The organism is Methylobacterium sp. 10, from assembly GCF_000519085.1.
GTDB lineage: Bacteria > Pseudomonadota > Alphaproteobacteria > Rhizobiales > Beijerinckiaceae > Methylobacterium.
Genome location: NZ_KI912577.1, coordinates 4760538 through 4778335, shown reverse-complemented (window position 1 = coordinate 4778335; position 17798 = coordinate 4760538). Strand labels below are relative to the sequence as shown.

Genomic DNA, 17798 nt, shown 5'->3' with positions numbered 1-17798 from the left:
ACGTTGACGATGCAACCTGAAGCGACGACTCCAGCCGAAAGCGTCCGTCCCGAACTCGACTCGGAGACCCTGGCCTTCGCCGGCCGGGTCTTCCACTATGCACGGGTAGGACATGTGGACGAGCTCGCCGAGCTCTTCGCACAAGGGCTTCCGGCGAACCTCCTCAACGACAAGGGCGACAGCCTCCTGATGCTGGCCGCCTACAACGGCCAGGTGGAGACCACACGCCTCATCCTCGAATACGGCGGCGACCCCGAACTCTCAAACGATCGTGGCCAGACGCCGCTCGCCGGCGCGGCTTTCAAGGGCGACATGGCTATCGTCGAGCTTCTTCTGGAGAAGGGTGCCGATGTGGACGGCGTCGGTACTGGTACGCGCACGGCGCTGATGACGGCGGCCATGTTCAACCGCACCGAGATGGTGGAGCTGCTCCTGTCGAAGGGCGCCGCCCCGTCCAAGCGAGACGGAAACGGGCAAAGCGCGGCCGATCTCGCCCGCTCCATGAATGCGGCGGATACCCCGTTTCAGCTCGAGGCTGCCGAACGCCTCGCCCGACTCGTGATCGATTGAGCCGTGCTGTCATGAATCACCAGGGGCGAAGTGGCATGGCATCTCGGCTCTCGCTCACGCGTGTCTCGTCCTTGTTCCTGCTTGCCGGCACGCTAACGCTCTCGCCAAGTGCCCGCGCCGAGGAATGGCCGATGTTCGGCCGCGACCATACCAACCGGCATTTCTCACCGCTCACCACGATCGACCGGACCAACGTCACCAAGCTGCGCCCGGCCTGGATCTTCCAAACCGGAATCACCGGCTACTTCCAGGCCGAGCCCGTGGTGGTCGACGGGGTAATGTACCTCTCCACCACGCAGAACCACGTCGCAGCTCTCGACGCTCGGACGGGTCGCGTCCTGTGGACTTATACCCACAAGGCGCGGACGGAGAAGATCTTCGGGCCGCCCTCCAATCGCGGCGTCGCGGTCTCCGGCGGCAAGGTCTTCGAGGCGACCATGGACGGGCGGGTGATCGCCCTCGACGCGAAGACCGGTAAGGTCCTGTGGGATCATGAGGCGGTACGCCCGGAGGAGGGCGAGTCGGAGACCGCGTCCGATCTCGCCGGAACGCTCGGTGCTGGCGCGATCCAGGGATCGAGCCGGCTCGGGTTCAAGATGCCGCCCCTCGTGGCCGACGGACTCGTCATCGTCGGCGTGGCAGGGGCGGGCTACGGCCTTCACGTGGAGGACGAGAAGGGCGGACTCGACGGCGGCGCCGTGGTCGGGATCGAGGGTGGATACGGCCGACGCGGCTGGCTCGCCGCCTATGATGCCGCCACCGGCGAGGAGCGCTGGCGCTGGTACGTCACCAAGGAGGAGGGTTGGGAAGGCGGCTTTGTGGAGAAAACCGCCGACGGGGTGCCGCTCAATCGCGACATCGCCGCCGAGAAGGCGGCCGCACCCCGGCACAAGGAAGCCTGGAAGGTCGGCGGGGGCTCGCTCTGGATGACCCCGGCCTACGATGCCGATCTCGGACTGATCTATGTCGGCACCGGCAATCCGGCGCCGCAGAATTTCGGCCTCTCACGTCCGGGCGACAATCTCTACACGATGAGCCTCGTCGCCCTGGATGTGAAGACCGGCCGGTTGCGCTGGTACTATCAGCAGGTTCCGCACGACGAATGGGGCTACGACGTAGCGAGCCCGCCCTTCCTGCTCGATTACGTGACGCCGCAAGGGCCGGTGAAGGCGGTCGCCGAGGCGAGCAAGACCGGCTGGCTCTACGTCCACGACCGACAGACTGGTACGCTTCTTGGCAAGTCCGCTCCGCTCACGACGCAGAAAAATCTCTACGAACCACCCACCGAGGCCGGAACCATCGTCAGCCCCGGTCCCCTCGGGGCGATCTCCTGGCATCCCGTCGCCTTCGATCCGACGACGAGCATGGCCTACGCCCAGGTCCGGCACGGCGCAACGACCTACACGGTGAGGACCGTCCCGGCCTCGAATGGCAGGCCGCAGATCCGCTTCACCGAAACGAGCGAGGCGAAGGGCGAGCCGTCCTTCAGTACGCTCACGGCCGTCGACCTCAAGAAGGAGGGGGCGATCAAATGGTCGGTGAAGGCGGGAAGTCGCCTCTCCGGCGGCACGCTCGCCACCGCAGGCGGTCTGGTCTTCTCCGGCGAGGAGGACGGCCATCTCGATGCCCATGATGCGGCGACCGGGTCGATGCTGTGGCGGTTCCAGTGCGGTGCCGGGATCGGGGGGCCGCCGATCACCTATTCCCTGGATGGCCGGCAATACGTGGCCGTGGCGGCCGGCGGAGCGTCTTTCACCAAGGGCTCGGGCTTCGGCACCGGAGATGCGCTCGTCGTGTTCGCCCTGCCGGACTGACGGCGTTCCGCCATTCCGTGTGTCGGTCTCGAAGGGACGGAGACTTCCTCATCGAGCGAGGGTTCTACGGCCGGAACGACGCCATCCGCCCCCGCCCCCCCCGGCGAGCTTGGCCTGCACGGTGGAGAAGCACCGTGGTAGGGTTTCAAGGATTGGCGGAGTCGAGGAGGCGATGCGCAACCTGCGCCCGGTCGCCGATGACCGGGCGAATCATTTTTGCCCTGGCGGCAGGAAGGGACGGCATGATCCCGAACACCCGGCGATGGGTCATCAGCGGCCTCTTCGGCCTGTTCGTAGGCTGGGCGATCGGAGGAGTGATCTTTCCTGCGATGAGCGCCCTACTGGGCATGATGGTCCGACCCGAGCCTGGAATACGGGATGCCGCCATACCCTGGCAGGGTCCGGCGATCGACGTGCTGCCCTTCCTCGCGATCGGGCTTCAAGCTGCCGTCGTGATCGCCGTCACTCTCCTCCTCGCCCGAGTGCCCGATGAACGCCGCCGGTTTGGCTGGGGCTGCCTCACCATCGGGGGCGCCATCCTACTGAACGGGATCGTCCTGCTAATGATCACCGGTGTCTTGGGCTGGCTTCTCGACCAGCCTCGGAGCGGCGCCATCGGCGGCGAAGCGAGTACCGGCTTCTTCCTGCTGCTGCTGGGCCTGCCTTACGCCCTGCTCTGCATCGGTCTTCTGGCGGGCGGGGCGGTGCTGCTGCGGACGCGCCCGCGCTGGCCGGCTTAGGTAGACGCGGGACAGTCAGCACCGCGATGAGGGGGTAACGATCTGCCTCCCTCCCCAACCAGCTAATCTGTTCGCCACCGGCCGGATGTGACAGGACGACACGGGCGGCGCGCAGTTTGCATTACCGGTCCGCGATAACGGGAGTCCACACCACCCCATGCCGACCGATGTTTCCGAGCCGCGACAGCCCACCGACCGCGGCTCTCCCGTCGTGCGTACCATCGCGATGCCTGCGGATACCAATCCAGCCGGGGATATTTTCGGCGGCTGGCTGATGGGGCAGATGGATCTGGCAGCGGGCAACGTTGCAGCGCGGCGGGCGAGGGGCCGCTGCGCCACGATCTCCGTGGATGCCATGACCTTCCATCGGCCGGTCATCGTCGGCGACGAGGTTAGCATCTATGCATGGATCGTGAAGGTCGGACGTACCTCGCTTCGCATTCAAGTCGAGGTCTGGCGCCGCGAGCGGGAGGGCGAGACCACCATGAAGGTGACGGAAGGACTCTTCACTTTCGTCGCCATCGGCAGCGACCGCCGTCCGAGACCGATCCCACCGGAGGTAGAGGAGAGTTGGGAGGTGTGAGGCTCGGTCCCGCCCGGATCGAGCGGAATCCTCTCACCACCACGATGTGCCGCGTCCCAACTCGCCGATACCGAGATGTCGAGCGATCGAGGCACCGATATCCGCGAAGGTCTCCCGGCGCCCAAGCGGGCGAGCGGTGAGACCGGGACCGAAGGCGAGGACCGGCACCTGCTCGCGGGTGTGCTCCGTCCCGGACCAAGTCGGGTCGTTGCCATGATCGGCGGTGACGATGCAGACATCGCCCTCCTCGAGCACCGCAAGGATTTCGGGTACGCGCGCATCGAAGCGCTCCAACTCGGCGGCATAGCCCGGCACGTCCCGGCGGTGGCCGTACTCCGTGTCGAAATCCACGAGGTTCAAAAAGACGAGCCCGCCCTCGGGGAGGGCACTGAACACAGCGAGCGCCGCATCGAGACATGCGGCGTTGCCGGCGGGCTTGATCTCGCGTCCCGTGGCGCGGTGGGCAAAGATGTCGCCGATTTTACCGACGCTGACGACGGAGCGCCCCTGGTCGCTCAGTCTGTCGAGCAAGGTCTCCCCCGGCGGCTGCGTGGCGAAATCCTTACGGTTCGCGGTACGCCGAAAACCCGCCTCCTCGGAGCCGACGAAGGGGCGGGCGATGACGCGACCGATGCGGTAGGAATCGCAGATCTCGCGGGCGACTCGGCACAGCTCGTAGAGGCGGACTAGCCCGAACGTCTCTTCGTGCGCTGCGATCTGGAAGACGCTATCGGCCGAGGTGTAGCAGATCGGCTTGCCCGTCCGGGCATGCTCGGCCCCATGATGCTCGATGATCGACACGCCGGCAGCGTGGCAATTCCCGAGGATGCCGGGAAGTCTGCCCCGTTCGATGAGTGTCTGGGTGAGCACGGCGGGGAAGGCTGGCGCCGTATCTGGAAAGTAGCCCCAATTCTCGATGATGGGAGCGCCCGCGATCTCCCAATGACCGGAGGGCGTGTCCTTGCCGGGCGCGGTCTCGATGGCATGGCCGTAGGCTCCAACGACAGGACCGGAGGGCTCGAGGCCAGATGGAATGCGACCGCTCGCCCCCGCCGCGGCAAGGCCGAGGCCGAGGCGCGTCAGGTTCGGCAGAGCGAGGGGCCCAGCCCGCAGTCCCTCGCGGTCGCCCGCCCCGGCGGCGCAGTAATCCGCGATGTGGCCGAGCGTATCCGAGCCCTCGTCGCCGTAGCGTGCTGCGTCCGGCCCTCCGCCGATGCCGACCGAATCGAGGACGATGAGGAGAACGCGCGCCATGAGTCTCGTTGTGCTTACGCCGGAACCACGTCTTCGGTGGTGGCGCTGTTCAGATCGAAGGCGGCGGCGAACAGGGCCTTCGTATATTCGGTCTGCGGCCGGGCGAAGATCTCCTCCGCCGACCCTTCCTCAACCACCTTGCCGTTCTGCATGACGAGAACGTAGTTCGCCAACGCGCGCACGACCTTGAGGTCGTGGCTGATGAAGAGATAGGCGAGCTTGCGCTCCTTCTGTAGGTCGCGGAGCAGAGTGACGATCTGCGCCTGCACCGACCGGTCGAGGGCCGAGGTCGGCTCGTCGAGGACGACGAAGCGGGGTTTCAGCACCATGGCGCGGGCGATGGCGATGCGCTGGCGCTGGCCGCCGGAGAATTCGTGCGGGTAGCGGTCCATGGTCGCCGGATCGAGCCCGACATCGGTGAGCGCCTTGGCGACCACGGCGCGTCGCTCGGCCCGAGATTTCACCGCCCCCTGCACCACTAGCCCCTCGGCGACGATGTCGGCCACCGTCATGCGCGGCGAGAGCGAACCGTAAGGATCCTGGAAGACCACCTGCATGTCCCGCCGGAACGGCCGCATCGGTCCTGGCCCGAGCCCGGCGATGGACTGGCCGAGGAACACGATCGGCCCCTCGCTGCCGGTGAGCCGCAGGAGCGCGAGACCGAGCGTGGTCTTACCCGATCCGGATTCCCCGACGATCCCGATCGTCTCGCCCTCGCGAACGGCGAGGGACACGCCGTCCACCGCCTTCACGTGGAAGGTGGTGCGTCGGAGGAGCCCTTCGCGGACAGGGAACCACACTTTGAGAGGACCGGCTTCCAGCAGTCGCGGGGCATCGTCCGCCACGGGGTTCGCGCGACCCTTCGGCTCGGAGGCGAGCAGGCGCTGGGTATACTCGTGTTTCGGACGGGCGAAAATTTCCGCCACCGGCCCGGCTTCGACGATGCGGCCGGCGAGCATCACGCAGACCCGGGAGGCGATGCGCTGCACGATGCCGAGATCGTGGGTGATGAACAGCATCGACATGCCGAGCCGCTTCTGCAGGTCGGCGAGCAGCGTGAGGATCTGCGCCTGGACGGTGACGTCGAGGGCGGTCGTCGGCTCGTCGGCCACCAGCAAATCCGGCTCGCAGGCGAGCGCCATGGCGATCATGACGCGTTGGCGCTGGCCACCGGAAAGTTCGTGCGGATAGGCGCCCATGCGCCGTTCGGCATCGCGGACGCCGACGAGTTCGAGGAGTTCGAGGATGCGGGCGCGGGCCTTGCGGCCGGACAGGCCGCGATGAATCTCCAGAACTTCGCCAATCTGCCGCTGGATCGTGTGCAGCGGATTGAGCGAGGTCATCGGCTCCTGAAACACCATGGTGATGTCGGCACCGCGGATCTTGCGCAACTCCCGCTCGGGGAGGGACAGGATGTCCCGTCCCTTGAACAGGATGCGGCCGCCGGGATGGACGGCGCTGCCGTCGAGAAGACGCAGGATCGACAGGGCCGTCACCGACTTGCCCGATCCCGACTCACCGACGAGGGCCACCGTCTCGCCCTTGCGAAGCGTGAAGCTCACCCTATCCACTGCCAGGGTCTCGCGCTCCTGCGAGCGGAACGCGACCGAAAGGTCCTGTACGTCGAGCAGCGTGTCAGTCATCAAGGCGATGGTACCGGGTCCACGGAGACTGGGATCACACTTCCTATAGCGCGGCGCCGTGGGATCGGCGAACGGTGATTGATCCGCCACCAGACACCAGTACAAACGCCCCGTGACATCCCTCCGCAGTCTGATCTTCCTCTATTGTCTCCTCGCCGCCACGCCGGCCTCGGCCGAGGTGGCGACGGAGACCGTGGAGCAGGCGCTCTGCCGCCTCATCGAGGATGCGGCCAAGGTGCGCGGCCTGCCTGTGCCCTTCCTGACACGGCTGATCTGGCGGGAGAGCAGTTTTCGCGTCACGGCGGTGAGCCCTGTCGGCGCGCAGGGCGTTGCGCAATTCATGCCGGGCACGGCGCGGGAGCGAGGGCTGACCGATCCCTTCGACCCCGAACAAGCTATCCCCCACGCGGCGCACCTTCTCGCCGATCTCAATCGCCAGTTCGGCAATCTCGGCCTCGCGGCGGCCGCCTATAACGGCGGCGCTGGCCGGGTCTCGGGCTGGCTCGCAGGCACGGGCGGGCTGCCTGCCGAAACGCGCGCCTATGTGATGGCGATCACCGGCGCGCCGGCAGAGGATTGGCGCGGAGGCGCGGCCGTCAACGGGGCGGGGGGAGAGACCGAAGCCCCCAAGGCGGAAGCGCCGAAAACCTGCCTCCAGGTCACCGCCGCGTTGCGGATCCCCTCACGCGGCGAGCGCTTCGCCCTCGGCGGCAACGAAGGGCCCGCCGCCCCCTGGGGCATTCAGCTCGCCGGCAATTTCTCAAAATCCCTCGCCCTCCAGAGCTTTTCTCGCACCCGGAAACTCTATGCCGGTGTGATCGGCGAGGTGCGGCCGATGATCATCGGAACGCGCCTGCGCAGCCGCGGCACGCGCGCCTTCTACCGGATCCGCATACCCGCAGAGAGCCGGGCGGCGGGCGATATGCTGTGCGGTCGCATTCGCAAGGTCGGGGGTGCCTGCATCGTGCTGCGGACCTGAGTCCGAATAACCCTTATTCCGGTCATGAATCCGCCGTGCGGCACGTGTCATTCGGGCCTTCGTTCCCCGTTTGAGAGATGCATGACCCGCGCTTTCGCTGCCCTCGCCACTCTCGCCTCCCTCATATTGGCCGCCCTCGGGGTCACGGCCTGTTCGCCCCTCGCCCTGTTCGACGCCATCGGCCCGCGGGACCAGGGCGGACGGCTCGCCCAGAAGAGCGCCGCCTTCGGCATCCATCCGCGCCAGCGCCTCGATGTGTTCACGCCCGCCGGCGGCGCGGCGGATGCGACGGTTCTGGTCTTCTTCTACGGCGGTTCTTGGAAATCCGGCACGAAGGACGATTACGAATTCGTCGGTCAGGCCATGGCAGCCCAGGGCTTCGTCACCGTCATTCCCGATTACCGGGTCTATCCGGAGGTGCGGTTCCCCGACTTCCTCGATGATGGCGCCGCCGCCGTCGCCTGGGTCCGCGACAACATCGCCGAGTATGGCGGCGACCCGCGCCGGATCGTGCTCGCCGGACACTCGGCCGGGGCCTACAATGCCCTGATGCTCGGACTCGATCCGCGTTACCTGCGCAAGGCAGGCGTCGACCCGAAGGTGATTCGGGCCGTGGCCGGTCTGTCCGGTCCCTATGACTTTCATCCCTTCGATCAGGACACGTCGCGGGATGTATTCGGACAGGCCCCCGATCCGGCGGAGACGCAGCCGATCACCTTCGCCGGTCCTCATTCGCCTCCAGCCTTCTTGGCGACGGGCGACAATGACACCATTGTCCGCCCGCGCAACACGCAGAGCCTGGCGGCGCGGCTACGCGCGGTGCGCGTTCCGGTGCAGGAACGGATCTATCCCGGCCTCGACCATGCCGACACGCTTCTGGCCCTCTCGGTCACCTTCCGCTCGAAGGCACCGGAACTGTCGGAGATGACGACCTTCCTCAAGCAATATGCCGGCACTCAGCAGCACGTTCGTTCGGTCTCGCGCTGGGACCGTTAGGCAGGCACCGGACGACAGGAGGGATACGCCATGCACGGCGACGACACGGACCGGCCCAAGCGTCCGGTCTCCCATACGATCGGCGAGAGCCTCGACACCCTCTCCCTCGACGAGATCGCAGCGCGGATCGCTTTGCTGCGAGCCGAGATCGAGCGGCTGGAGACGGCGAAATCGGGAAAGAAAATCGCGCTGGACCGGGCCTCCTCGATCTTCAAGCTGTAGGCGAAGTCGCGCTCTCCCGCCTCAGGGAATCTTCCTCCGCCCCAAGCCGGGTGATATCGTCAGCCTCCACCGCATCCATGCCGCGCGCGATCCGCAAGGCTCGCGTCGGCTCGCCGACCCGCATCACGAGAACGATGGTCTCGCGATCGGCGCAGCCAGGCTCGCCACAGGCGATCTCGTTGACGGCGAGAACGTCATCCTCGCCAAGACGCAGGCCGAGGCGAAGCTCATCCTTGAGTCTAGCCGCATCGGCCGAACGCGCGGCCGAGCGGGCGCGGGCATCCTTCAGGAAAGAGAACGCCATCAGGCGGCGGCTCGCTGCCAGCTGGGAAACGGATCGGGCAGGGAGCGGTAAGGCTCCGGATCGAAGCGCGTCACCCCCTCGGAACCGACCAAGCAGGCGTCGAGTGCGGCGGTGATCGCCGAGCGGTCGAGGCCCGTGCCGATGAAGACCAATTCCTGGCGCCGGTCGCCCCAGGGCTCGCTCCAGTTCCGGGACAGATGGGTGCGCCACTCCGCATCCTCCGGCCAGCGGGCCTTCGGCACGCAGACCCACCACGCCCCCATCGGCGACACCCGCGCGAAGGAACCGGCGAGGGAGAATTCACCGACCCAGTCCGGTCGCGTCGCCAGCCAGAAATGCCCCTTCGCGCGGATGAGGCCCGGCCATGTCGCCTTGGTGAAGGCATGGAAAGCTTCGGGCGCGAAGGGACGGCGGGCTCGGTAGACGAACGAGCCGATTCCATATTCCTCGGTCTCGGGCACGTGCTGCGCGGCGCCAAAGAGTTCCTTGAACCAGAGCGGGTGTTCCTGTGCCTTCTCCTCGCTGAACAGGCCGGTATTCAGGACCTGATCGACGGGGACGCGGCCATAGGCGGCCTCGACGATGCGGGCATCTGCGTTGAGTCCGCGTATAACCGAGCGGACCAGGGCGAGTTGATCCTCGCCGACATCACCGGCTTTGTTGCTGACGATTACGTCGGCGAACTCGATCTTCTCCACCAGCATGTTGACGAGGGTCCGGGCATCGTCCTCGCCCGAGATCTCGCCCCGGTCACGCAGGAACGCCGTCGAGCCGTAATCGTTCAGGAGGCTCACCGCATCGACGACGGTGACCATGGCCTCGAGGCGGGCGACGTCACTGAGCGCCGCACCGTCCTCATCGCGGAACGAGAAGGTGCTCGCTACCGGCAGGGGCTCGGCGATACCGGTGCCTTCGATCAGGAGGTAATCGAACCGCCCATCCTCCGAGAGCGTCCGGACCTCGGCCAGGAGGTCGTCCCGGAGCGTGCAGCAGATGCAGCCATTGCTCATCTCCACCAGCCGTTCGTCGGTGCGGGAGAGATAGGCGCCTCCGTCACGGATCAGGGCGGCGTCGATGTTCACTTCGCTCTTGTCGTTGACGATCACGGCGACGCGTCGTCCCTCGCGGTTGTTGAGGATATGGTTCAGCAGGGTCGTCTTGCCGGCACCGAGGAACCCGGAGAGGACGGTGACGGGGAGACGGGGATCACGTTGGCTCATCGGATATCCGCTATGCAATGTAATACCATTACAATTAAGGGACTCGCTTCTGTCAATCGCGTTCGAAAATCTCTGTCCGCTGGTTGATGGAGGAGGGTCGAAAAGCGCGCTCGGCGTGTTAGGGGAGGGCGCATCCCGGCGGAGTCGCGGCAGACGTGCAGCCGTAGGCCGGCGATCGCCCGAGGATGGAATCGAGTGCGACCCTGGCGAGAAGGACCGGGAGACCGGCGCAGCTATCATCACGGCAACCTCAAGGAGGCGCTGATCGAAGCGGCGCGCCGGTTCATCGCCGAACGCGGCGTAGGCGGCTTCACGCTGGTCGATGCGGCGCGCCTCGTCGGCGTTACCCCGGCGGCGCTCTATCGCCATTTCCGGGGACGCGAAGCTCTATTGGAGGAAGTGGCCGGCCGTGGCTTCACTGACCTTGCCGAGCGTCTTGCCCGCTCTTTGACCTCGCGCGGGACGCCTCTTGAGCGCTTCACTCGGATGGGGGAGGCCTATCTCGCCTTCGCCGAGGAGGAGCCCGGCTATTATGCCGCGATCTTCGAGACACGGGGAGCCCCGATGGCGGCAGACCCGGCGGCGCCTGACGTGCCACCGAGGTCCAGTCCCTTCGACCTTCTGCTCGAAGCGCTGAAAACCACTTTTCCCGATGGATTTGGCGGGGTCGAGCCGCGCTTCGTCGCCCTGGAAGTCTGGGCCCTGTCGCATGGCCTCGCCACGCTCTCGGCCTCGGGGCATCTGCCGAAGGGCCTGGGAATGCCCGACAAATACGAGCTGCTCCGCGCCGGCGTTCTCGCCCTCGTGCATGGCGCCGGGCGACCACGACCATCGGCCTGACGGTTGCGTGAGAACGGCCCTTGAAACCGCCACGTCGGATCCGCAAGTAAATGTGGTTCACATTAACATTGGAGCTGTGAGCCGTGAGCTTTTCCTCGACCTCTCCCTGGGCCACCGGCAAAGCCTGCCGCAGCGGCCCGTTTCCCCGCCGCTCGTTCGAGATTGGCGCCGTCGTCGTCGCGTTCATATATTGGTGGCCGCTGGCGGCTGCCTACATCGCCTGGAAGGTCGCAGGTTATCCGGCCTTGACCGAACTACGCGGCATAGTCGGTCGTGGGACCGACTGGCAGGCGGGCATGCGCAAATCGCGCTTCGCCCAGGCGTTCGAGGCCGCTGACCTGCGCGGCACCGGTAACCTCGCCTTCGACGATTACCGCCGGTCCGAACTCGACCGGCTCGACGCCCAGCGCAAGGCGCTGCACGAAGAGAGCAAGGCCTTCGCCGAGTTCGTGGAAGAATTGAAGCGTGCCAAGGATCGCGAGCAGTTCGATGCGTTCATGGCGAAGCGCGGCAACAAAGGTTCGACGCAGAGCGTCTGACCGAATCTCAATCCGGGGCAACGGAGGGCTTCCGGCAGCGATGCCGGGAGCCCTTTTTCGTTCGTCAGGCAGATCGATCAATCCTGAAGGTTCTTCAGGTGATGCAAGGCGATGACATGCAGGCAGAAGCCGAGGATCAGCGCCGTCACGCTGACGGCCCCAGGTTCCGTCTGAAGGAATTGTAGCGAGACACTCCACGCCTCGGAGCGTGACAGGCGGTGGTCATATCCCTCGTAGAGCCGCATGCCCGGCAGGAAGAAGCCCACCATGACGAGTGATGTCCCAAGCGTATTGAGGAATGTGGCGCGGTAGCGGACCCTATCATAACGGGCAGACTTGCTCATGGGCGTGCTGTTTCGGATAAATTTCATCGACGATCCGGACCACCCCGTTTGTTTCGCACCGGCGACCGGGACGCGTGCCAGCCCCCGTCATGATCGCGCGTCTTTATCGGATTTTCATCCGCCGGCGGGCCATAAGGGCGTCAGACGATGAGAGCACGCGGGTGGTTGCGTGCCGGTCATGGCGCGACGGGCCGGTCTTCGGGGGGAGTGAAGGCAATGGGAAATATGGGCAGTCTCGGCGTGGAGGGCCGCGCGACGGTCACGGTGGTCGACCATCCCCTGGTTCAGCACAAGCTGACCCTGCTCCGGCAGAAGGAACGGTCCACCAAGGGTTTCCGCCAAATCCTCAACGAGATCGGGATGCTCCTCGCGTACGAGGTTACCCGCGACCTTCCCCTGGAACGGGTGATGATCGAGACGCCGATACAGGCGATGGAGGCACCGCAGATCGCTGGCAAGAAGCTGGTCCTGGCGCCGATCCTGCGCGCGGGCGTCGGCTTCCTCGATGGCATGCTGTCGCTGGTGCCCTCGGCACGCGTGGCCCATGTCGGGCTCTATCGCGACCCCGAGACGCTGGAAGCGGTCGAGTATTACTTCAAGGCGCCCTCCGACCTCGCCGACCGCACCGTCCTCGTCCTCGACCCGATGCTGGCCACGGCCAATTCCGCCATCGCTGCCATCGACCTCCTGAAGCAGCGCGGCGCACTCGATCTGCGTTTCGTCTGTCTGCTGGCGGCACCGGAAGGCATCGCCAAGCTCCAGGCGACGCATCCCGACGTACCGGTCTGGACCGCCTCCATCGACAGTCACCTCAACGACCACGGCTACATCGTTCCCGGTCTCGGGGATGCCGGCGACCGGATGTACGGCACACGCTGAGCGACTCCTCCACTCAGCAACTCCTCCCTTGCCAACCCGCCCTCCGGCTGCACATGACGGGTCACGCCAACCGGAGATGTGATGCGATGACGTCAAGCCCAAACCTGCCCGAGACCATGCGCCATATCCGGTTCGCGGGAGCAGGTGGGCCGGATGTCCTGACCCTCGAAACGGTGCCGCTACCCCAGCCCGGCCCAGGCCAGGTGCTCATCGACGTGGTGTCGGCCGGCGTGAACCGGCCCGATATCCAGCAGCGCGAGGGCAAGTATCCGCCGCCGAAGGGCGCCACCGAAATCCCGGGCCTCGAAGTCGCGGGACGGATCGCGGCCCTCGGCGAGGGGGCAGAGGGCTTCGCCATCGGCGACGAGGTCTGCGCCCTGACAATCAGCGGCGGCTATGCGGAATTCGCTGTTGCAGAGACGGGGCAGTGCCTGCCACGCCCATCACCGCTATCGCTGATCGAGGCCGCCGGCCTGCCGGAGACCTATTTCACCGTCTACAGCAACGTCATCGAGCGTGGACGCCTGAAGCCCGGAGAGAGCTTCCTCGTCCATGGCGGATCGAGCGGCATCGGTTCGACGGCGATTCAGATGGCCAAGCTCCACGGCGCGCGGGTCTTCGCAACCGCCGGTTCGGCCGAGAAATGCACGTTCTGCAAGGAGCTCGGCGCCGACGAGGCGATCAACTACCGCGAGGCGGATTTCGCCGAGGAGATCAAGCGTCTCACCGAGGGCAAGGGTGTCGACGTCATTCTTGATATGGTGGGCGCGCCCTACCTCGCCCGCAACCTCGCCTCCCTGGCGATCGAGGGACGTCTCGTCCAGATCGCCTTCATGCAGGGCTACAAGGTCGAGAGTTTCAGCATGACGCCGATCATGATGAAGCGCCTCACCTTCACCGGAGCGACCCTGCGGGCACGACCCGGGACGGAGAAGGCGGCCATCGCCGAGGGCTTGCGCCGGGACATCTGGCCCCTTCTTGCCGACGGCCGGATGAAACCGATCATCCACGCCACCTTCCCCTTGGAAAAGGCGTCCGAGGCTCATGCGCTGATGGAATCCAGCACGCATCTCGGCAAGATCATGCTGACGACCGGGCGCTGAACCAAGACTTCACCTCGATAGCGGTGCGGCCTTTCCGTCAGATATGATCTCTCGAGCCGATCGCCTCGGAACAGGGAGCTCGACCGTCGCGTTCAATCCACCAAATGGGACATCCACGTCTCAGGTTGAACATGACGGTCGTCCCCGGCCGAGCTTGGAAAGGTATCTCATGGCAGAACGACTCGAAGGACAGGACGCGCGTCAGGGTAAGAAGGGCAAGCCTGTCCTCTACGTCCTGATCGGTAGCCTCGTTCTCCTCGCCATCGCCATCACCGGTCTGATGACCTGGCAGGGTGCGAATTCCCCGAAGGATTATGCTTCGCAGAGCCAGGACGCCTCCCGAGGTCAAGTTACCGGTTCCGTGAATGGGGCCGGAAACGGATCATCGTCGGCGAATACCAGTAACGTTCCGGCTGGCAACCCGGCCTACCCGGCGCCGGCCCAGCCTTCGGCTAATGGTGGCCAGAAATAGTCGTGACGTCGTATAGGTCCTAACGGCGGGCATTGATAACATCACGCTACGGCATTGCGGCGGACTTACCCGCTTCGAAGCCGTAGCGTTTTTTATTGAGAAACACCGTCGATCTGGCGACATCTTTCGCAAGAGCTCTTCGCCAGAAGAGTTATGACCCTCACTCGGGGCCTAAGCTTTCCCGTGCTGCAGGAACTCACCGGGTCGGAACGGGAACTTCGCCGCGGTAATCGTAGAACCCGCGCTTGGTTTTCCGGCCAAGCCAGCCCGCTTCGACATACTTCACGAGAAGCGGGCAGGGGCGGTATTTCGAATCCGCCAAGCCCTCATAAAGCACCTGCATCACCGACAGACAGGTATCGAGGCCGATGAAATCGGCGAGTTGCAGCGGGCCCATCGGATGGTTGGCGCCGAGCTTCATCGCGGTGTCGATGGCCTCCACAGACCCAACGCCCTCGTAGAGGGTATAGATCGCCTCGTTGATCATCGGGAGCAGGATGCGGTTGACGATGAAGGCCGGGAAGTCCTCCGACATGGTGGAGGTCTTGCCGAGCTTGGCGATGAAGGCTTTGGCCGAGACGTAGGTCGGGTCCGCCGTCGCGATGCCCCGGATCAGCTCAACGAGTTGCATGACGGGGACCGGATTCATGAAGTGGATGCCGATGAAGCGTTCCGGCCGATCGGTCGCGGCGGCGAGGCGCGTGATCGAGATCGACGAGGTGTTGGTCGCCACGATGGCGTCCGGGCTCAGCGACGGGCACAGGGCCGTAAAGATCTGGCGCTTGGTCGCCTCGTCTTCCGTGGCGGCCTCGATGACAAGGTCGCAGAGGGCGAGGTCATCGTAGCTTTCGGCGGCAAGGATGCGCGCGACGCCGCTGCGCCGCTGCTCGTCGGTGATCGTGCCCTTGGAGACCTGACGCGCCAGATTGCCGTCGATCGTCGCAAGCCCGCTATGGATGCGAGCGGTGTCGCGATCGTTCAACCGCACATCCAGGCCGGCCATGGCGCAGACATGCGCGATGCCGCTTCCCATCTGGCCTGCGCCGATGATTCCGACGGTCTTGATCTCGATGGCCATCGCTTGAACTCGCACCCCTGAGGCGCGGCCGGTTCGGCCGCAGAACGCCCGCCTAGCGATCGAGGCGTTGGCACCGGCAATGACTTGCGGCGCACAAAATTGGTAGATCATTTTCTCGTCGAGGTGCAGCCCGGACGAGCGCGAAAATGGGAAAAGAACTCCGCCGCGGATTGCGGCGGCGGAGTCTCGGCACGGTCACGGACGAGACGGTCACCCCTTGGCTTTGGTGATCTCGGCCTGAAGCTCGGGGACGATCTGGAACAGGTCGCCGACGAGGCCGTAATCCGCCACCTGGAAGATCGGGGCATCCTCGTCCTTGTTGATGGCGACGATGACCTTCGAATCCTTCATTCCGGCCAGATGCTGGATAGCGCCGGAGATGCCCACCGCGACGTAGAGGTCCGGCGCCACGACCTTGCCGGTCTGGCCAACCTGCCAGTCGTTGGGAGCGTAGCCCGCGTCGACGGCAGCGCGCGAGGCGCCCACTGCAGCACCGAGGGCATCGGCCAGCGGTTCGATCAGCTCCTTGAACTTGTCCGACGAGCCGAGAGAGCGGCCACCCGAGACGATGATCTTGGCAGCGGCCAATTCGGGCCGGTCGGACTGGGCGATCTCCTCGCCCTTGAAGGTCGACTTGGAGGCCGCGGGCGCACTAGCCGCAACCGGCTCTACCGGAGCTGTCGATCCCCCGGCGGCGGTGGCCTTGAACGCAGCCATGCGGACGGTGATGACCTTCTTGCCCTCGGCGGCCTGGACGGTCTGGATCGCATTGCCGGCGTATATCGGCCGATCGAAAGTGTCGGGCGAGATCACGCTCATGATGTCCGAGATCTGCGCCACGTCGAGGAGAGCGGCCACGCGCGGCAGCACGTTCTTGCCCGTGGTGGACGCCGCGGCGATGATCACGTCGTACTCGCCCGCGAGCGAAACGATCAGCGCGGCGGTCGGCTCGGCCAGGGCGTGGTCGTAGGCCGCATCCTCGGCCAGCAGCACCTTGTCGACCCCGTCGAGGGTAGCGGCAGCATCCGCTGCCGGACGGCCTCCGGCACCGGCCACCAGGGCGTGGATCGGGCCACCGATCTCTTTGGCGGCGGTGAGCGCCTTCAGGCTGGCGTCGCGCACGGCGCCGTTATCGTGCTCGATGAGAAGGAGAGTGGCCATGCTGTGCGAACCTCGTTGCTGTGCAGCCTATACATCCGTCGCGGCGTCGCGCCGGGCTAAGGCCGAAGTGATTGTCGGACCGGCACCGGCCGTCTTTCGAAGGCCGGTGCGCGGGCGGAGCCGGGCGCTCAGATGACCGAGGCTTCGCACTTCAGCTTCTGGACGAGTTCGGCGGCGGAGCCGACCTTGATGCCTGCTTTGCGGCCAGCCGGCTCGACGGTCTTCAAGACCTTGACCCGGGGCGTCACGTCGACACCGAGCGCATCGGGACTGAGCTCCTCGAGGGGCTTCTTCTTCGCCTTCATGATGTTGGGGAGCGACGCGTAGCGCGGCTCGTTGAGGCGCAGGTCCGTTGTCACGATCGCCGGCAGGGCGAGGGTGACGGTCTGCAGGCCGCCATCGACCTCGCGGGTGACGTCGATCGATCCCTCACCGAACTCGACTTTGAAGGCGAAGGTGCCCTGCGGCCAGTCGAGCAGGGCGGCCAGCATCTGACCGGTCTGGTTGGAATCGTCGTCGATGGCTTGCTTGCCGAGGATAACGAGGCCGGGGGCCTCCTTCTCGACGATGGCTTTCAGGATCTTGGCCACCGCCAACGGCTCTACGATCCCGTCGGTCTTGACCAGGATCGCCCGGTCGGCGCCCATGGCGAGGGCCGTGCGCAAAGTCTCCTGCGCCTGCTGCGGGCCAATGGACACGGCGACGATCTCGGTCGCCTTGCCCTTCTCCTTTAGACGGATCGCCTCTTCGACGGCGATCTCGTCGAAGGGGTTCATCGACATCTTGACGTTGGCGAGTTCAACCCCCGAACCGTCGGCCTTGACGCGGATTTTGACGTTGTAGTCGACGACCCGCTTGACGGGCACCAGAACCTTCATGGCGGTCACAATCCTCCAATGATTTTCTTGGCAAGGGCCGGCGCAACGCGCGAGGGGCCTTCGACGCGGTCGAAGGTCCGGGCACCCTCTAGGAATGAAGCGGCGGACCGTAACGGGGGGATTTCAGACTTGTCAACGCGTGCGACAGTCTAGCCCCGCGTCGAACACATACGGCCCGA

The 17798-nt window shown here is 65.7% G+C and carries 20 protein-coding genes; 12 read left to right on the top strand and 8 right to left on the bottom strand.

Going from position 1 to position 17798, the window contains the following annotated elements; all coding sequences use genetic code 11:
* Positions 1 to 9 precede the first annotated feature (9 nt).
* The 4 genes from K368_RS25355 (at position 10) to K368_RS0122545 (ending at position 3707) form a co-directional block, all read left to right on the top strand.
* Entirely contained in the window at positions 10 to 570 is a 561-nt protein-coding gene (locus K368_RS25355) for an ankyrin repeat domain-containing protein (protein WP_036266606.1), read from the top strand.
* Between the two features lie 35 nt (positions 571 to 605).
* Positions 606 to 2384 (top strand): PQQ-binding-like beta-propeller repeat protein, encoded by a 1779-nt coding sequence (locus K368_RS0122555; protein WP_027174331.1) that lies wholly within the window; start codon positions 606 to 608, stop codon positions 2382 to 2384.
* A gap of 242 nt (positions 2385 to 2626) precedes the next feature.
* The gene (locus tag K368_RS0122550; RefSeq protein ID WP_027174330.1) at positions 2627 to 3124 is read left to right on the top strand and encodes a hypothetical protein; all 498 of its coding nucleotides are present in this window, start codon (positions 2627 to 2629) and stop codon (positions 3122 to 3124) included.
* Between the two features lie 157 nt (positions 3125 to 3281).
* The gene (locus K368_RS0122545) at positions 3282 to 3707 is read left to right on the top strand and encodes an acyl-CoA thioesterase (protein WP_027174329.1); all 426 of its coding nucleotides are present in this window, start codon (positions 3282 to 3284) and stop codon (positions 3705 to 3707) included.
* Positions 3708 to 3740: 33 nt separating this feature from the next.
* Here K368_RS0122545 and K368_RS0122540 read toward each other — a convergent pair whose 3' ends face one another.
* Together K368_RS0122540 and K368_RS0122535 are read right to left on the bottom strand one after the other, a co-directional pair.
* On the bottom strand, positions 3741 to 4961 hold the full coding sequence (locus tag K368_RS0122540) for a phosphopentomutase (protein ID WP_027174328.1): 1221 nt from the start codon (positions 4959 to 4961) through the stop codon (positions 3741 to 3743).
* Between the two features lie 14 nt (positions 4962 to 4975).
* Positions 4976 to 6604, bottom strand: coding sequence for an ABC transporter ATP-binding protein (locus K368_RS0122535; RefSeq protein ID WP_027174327.1), 1629 nt, complete (start codon positions 6602 to 6604; stop codon positions 4976 to 4978).
* Between the two features lie 130 nt (positions 6605 to 6734).
* On the opposite strand from K368_RS0122535, the gene K368_RS0122530 reads away from it, so the two are divergent.
* The 3 genes from K368_RS0122530 to K368_RS0122520 all read left to right on the top strand — a co-directional run bounded on the left by K368_RS0122530 (position 6735) and on the right by K368_RS0122520 (position 8801).
* The gene (locus K368_RS0122530) at positions 6735 to 7583 is read left to right on the top strand and encodes a lytic transglycosylase domain-containing protein (protein WP_051440144.1); all 849 of its coding nucleotides are present in this window, start codon (positions 6735 to 6737) and stop codon (positions 7581 to 7583) included.
* Between the two features lie 81 nt (positions 7584 to 7664).
* Positions 7665 to 8579, top strand: coding sequence for an alpha/beta hydrolase (locus K368_RS0122525; protein WP_027174325.1), 915 nt, complete (start codon positions 7665 to 7667; stop codon positions 8577 to 8579).
* Between the two features lie 30 nt (positions 8580 to 8609).
* The gene (locus K368_RS0122520; RefSeq protein WP_027174324.1) at positions 8610 to 8801 is read left to right on the top strand and encodes a DUF1192 domain-containing protein; all 192 of its coding nucleotides are present in this window, start codon (positions 8610 to 8612) and stop codon (positions 8799 to 8801) included.
* Here the strand turns inward: K368_RS0122520 and K368_RS0122515 are convergent.
* Both K368_RS0122515 and K368_RS0122510 read right to left on the bottom strand, forming a co-directional pair.
* Entirely contained in the window at positions 8791 to 9105 is a 315-nt protein-coding gene (locus K368_RS0122515; RefSeq protein ID WP_027174323.1) for a hypothetical protein, read from the bottom strand. The genes K368_RS0122520 and K368_RS0122515 overlap by 11 nt on opposite strands.
* On the bottom strand, positions 9105 to 10325 hold the full coding sequence (locus tag K368_RS0122510) for a GTP-binding protein (protein ID WP_027174322.1): 1221 nt from the start codon (positions 10323 to 10325) through the stop codon (positions 9105 to 9107). The genes K368_RS0122515 and K368_RS0122510 overlap by 1 nt, the downstream gene beginning before the upstream one ends.
* Positions 10326 to 10520: 195 nt before the next feature.
* On the opposite strand from K368_RS0122510, the gene K368_RS0122505 reads away from it, so the two are divergent.
* Both K368_RS0122505 and K368_RS0122500 read left to right on the top strand, forming a co-directional pair.
* On the top strand, positions 10521 to 11165 hold the full coding sequence (locus tag K368_RS0122505; RefSeq protein ID WP_027174321.1) for a TetR/AcrR family transcriptional regulator: 645 nt from the start codon (positions 10521 to 10523) through the stop codon (positions 11163 to 11165).
* Positions 11166 to 11248: 83 nt separating this feature from the next.
* Positions 11249 to 11704 carry a DUF2852 domain-containing protein gene (locus K368_RS0122500; RefSeq protein ID WP_027174320.1) on the top strand — a complete coding sequence of 152 codons (456 nt, stop codon included), beginning with the start codon at positions 11249 to 11251 and terminating at the stop codon, positions 11702 to 11704.
* 77 nt (positions 11705 to 11781) lie between these two features.
* Here the strand turns inward: K368_RS0122500 and K368_RS0122495 are convergent, their stop codons facing one another.
* Positions 11782 to 12048 carry a hypothetical protein gene (locus K368_RS0122495; RefSeq protein ID WP_027174319.1) on the bottom strand — a complete coding sequence of 89 codons (267 nt, stop codon included), beginning with the start codon at positions 12046 to 12048 and terminating at the stop codon, positions 11782 to 11784.
* 225 nt (positions 12049 to 12273) lie between these two features.
* Here K368_RS0122495 and upp point away from each other — a divergent pair, with 225 nt between their 5' ends.
* The 3 genes from upp (at position 12274) to K368_RS0122480 (ending at position 14502) form a co-directional block, all read left to right on the top strand.
* The gene (gene upp / locus K368_RS0122490) at positions 12274 to 12927 is read left to right on the top strand and encodes a uracil phosphoribosyltransferase (protein ID WP_027174318.1); all 654 of its coding nucleotides are present in this window, start codon (positions 12274 to 12276) and stop codon (positions 12925 to 12927) included.
* A gap of 86 nt (positions 12928 to 13013) precedes the next feature.
* Positions 13014 to 14030, top strand: a complete 1017-nt coding sequence (locus K368_RS0122485; protein WP_027174317.1) for an NAD(P)H-quinone oxidoreductase — start codon at positions 13014 to 13016, stop codon at positions 14028 to 14030.
* 169 nt (positions 14031 to 14199) lie between these two features.
* Complete coding sequence (locus K368_RS0122480; RefSeq protein WP_027174316.1) at positions 14200 to 14502, top strand: lipase chaperone; 303 nt, start codon at positions 14200 to 14202, stop codon at positions 14500 to 14502.
* A 196-nt stretch (positions 14503 to 14698) separates the two neighbouring features.
* On the opposite strand, the gene K368_RS0122475 is transcribed toward K368_RS0122480, so the two are convergent.
* The 3 genes from K368_RS0122475 to K368_RS0122465 form a co-directional block, all read right to left on the bottom strand.
* Entirely contained in the window at positions 14699 to 15580 is an 882-nt protein-coding gene (locus K368_RS0122475) for a 3-hydroxybutyryl-CoA dehydrogenase (protein WP_027174315.1), read from the bottom strand.
* A 210-nt stretch (positions 15581 to 15790) separates the two neighbouring features.
* Positions 15791 to 16741 (bottom strand): FAD-binding protein, encoded by a 951-nt coding sequence (locus tag K368_RS0122470; protein ID WP_027174314.1) that lies wholly within the window; start codon positions 16739 to 16741, stop codon positions 15791 to 15793.
* Between the two features lie 128 nt (positions 16742 to 16869).
* A complete protein-coding gene (locus tag K368_RS0122465; RefSeq protein WP_027174313.1) occupies positions 16870 to 17619 on the bottom strand; it encodes an electron transfer flavoprotein subunit beta/FixA family protein in 750 nt (249 codons plus the stop codon).
* Between the last annotated feature and the right edge of the window lie 179 nt (positions 17620 to 17798).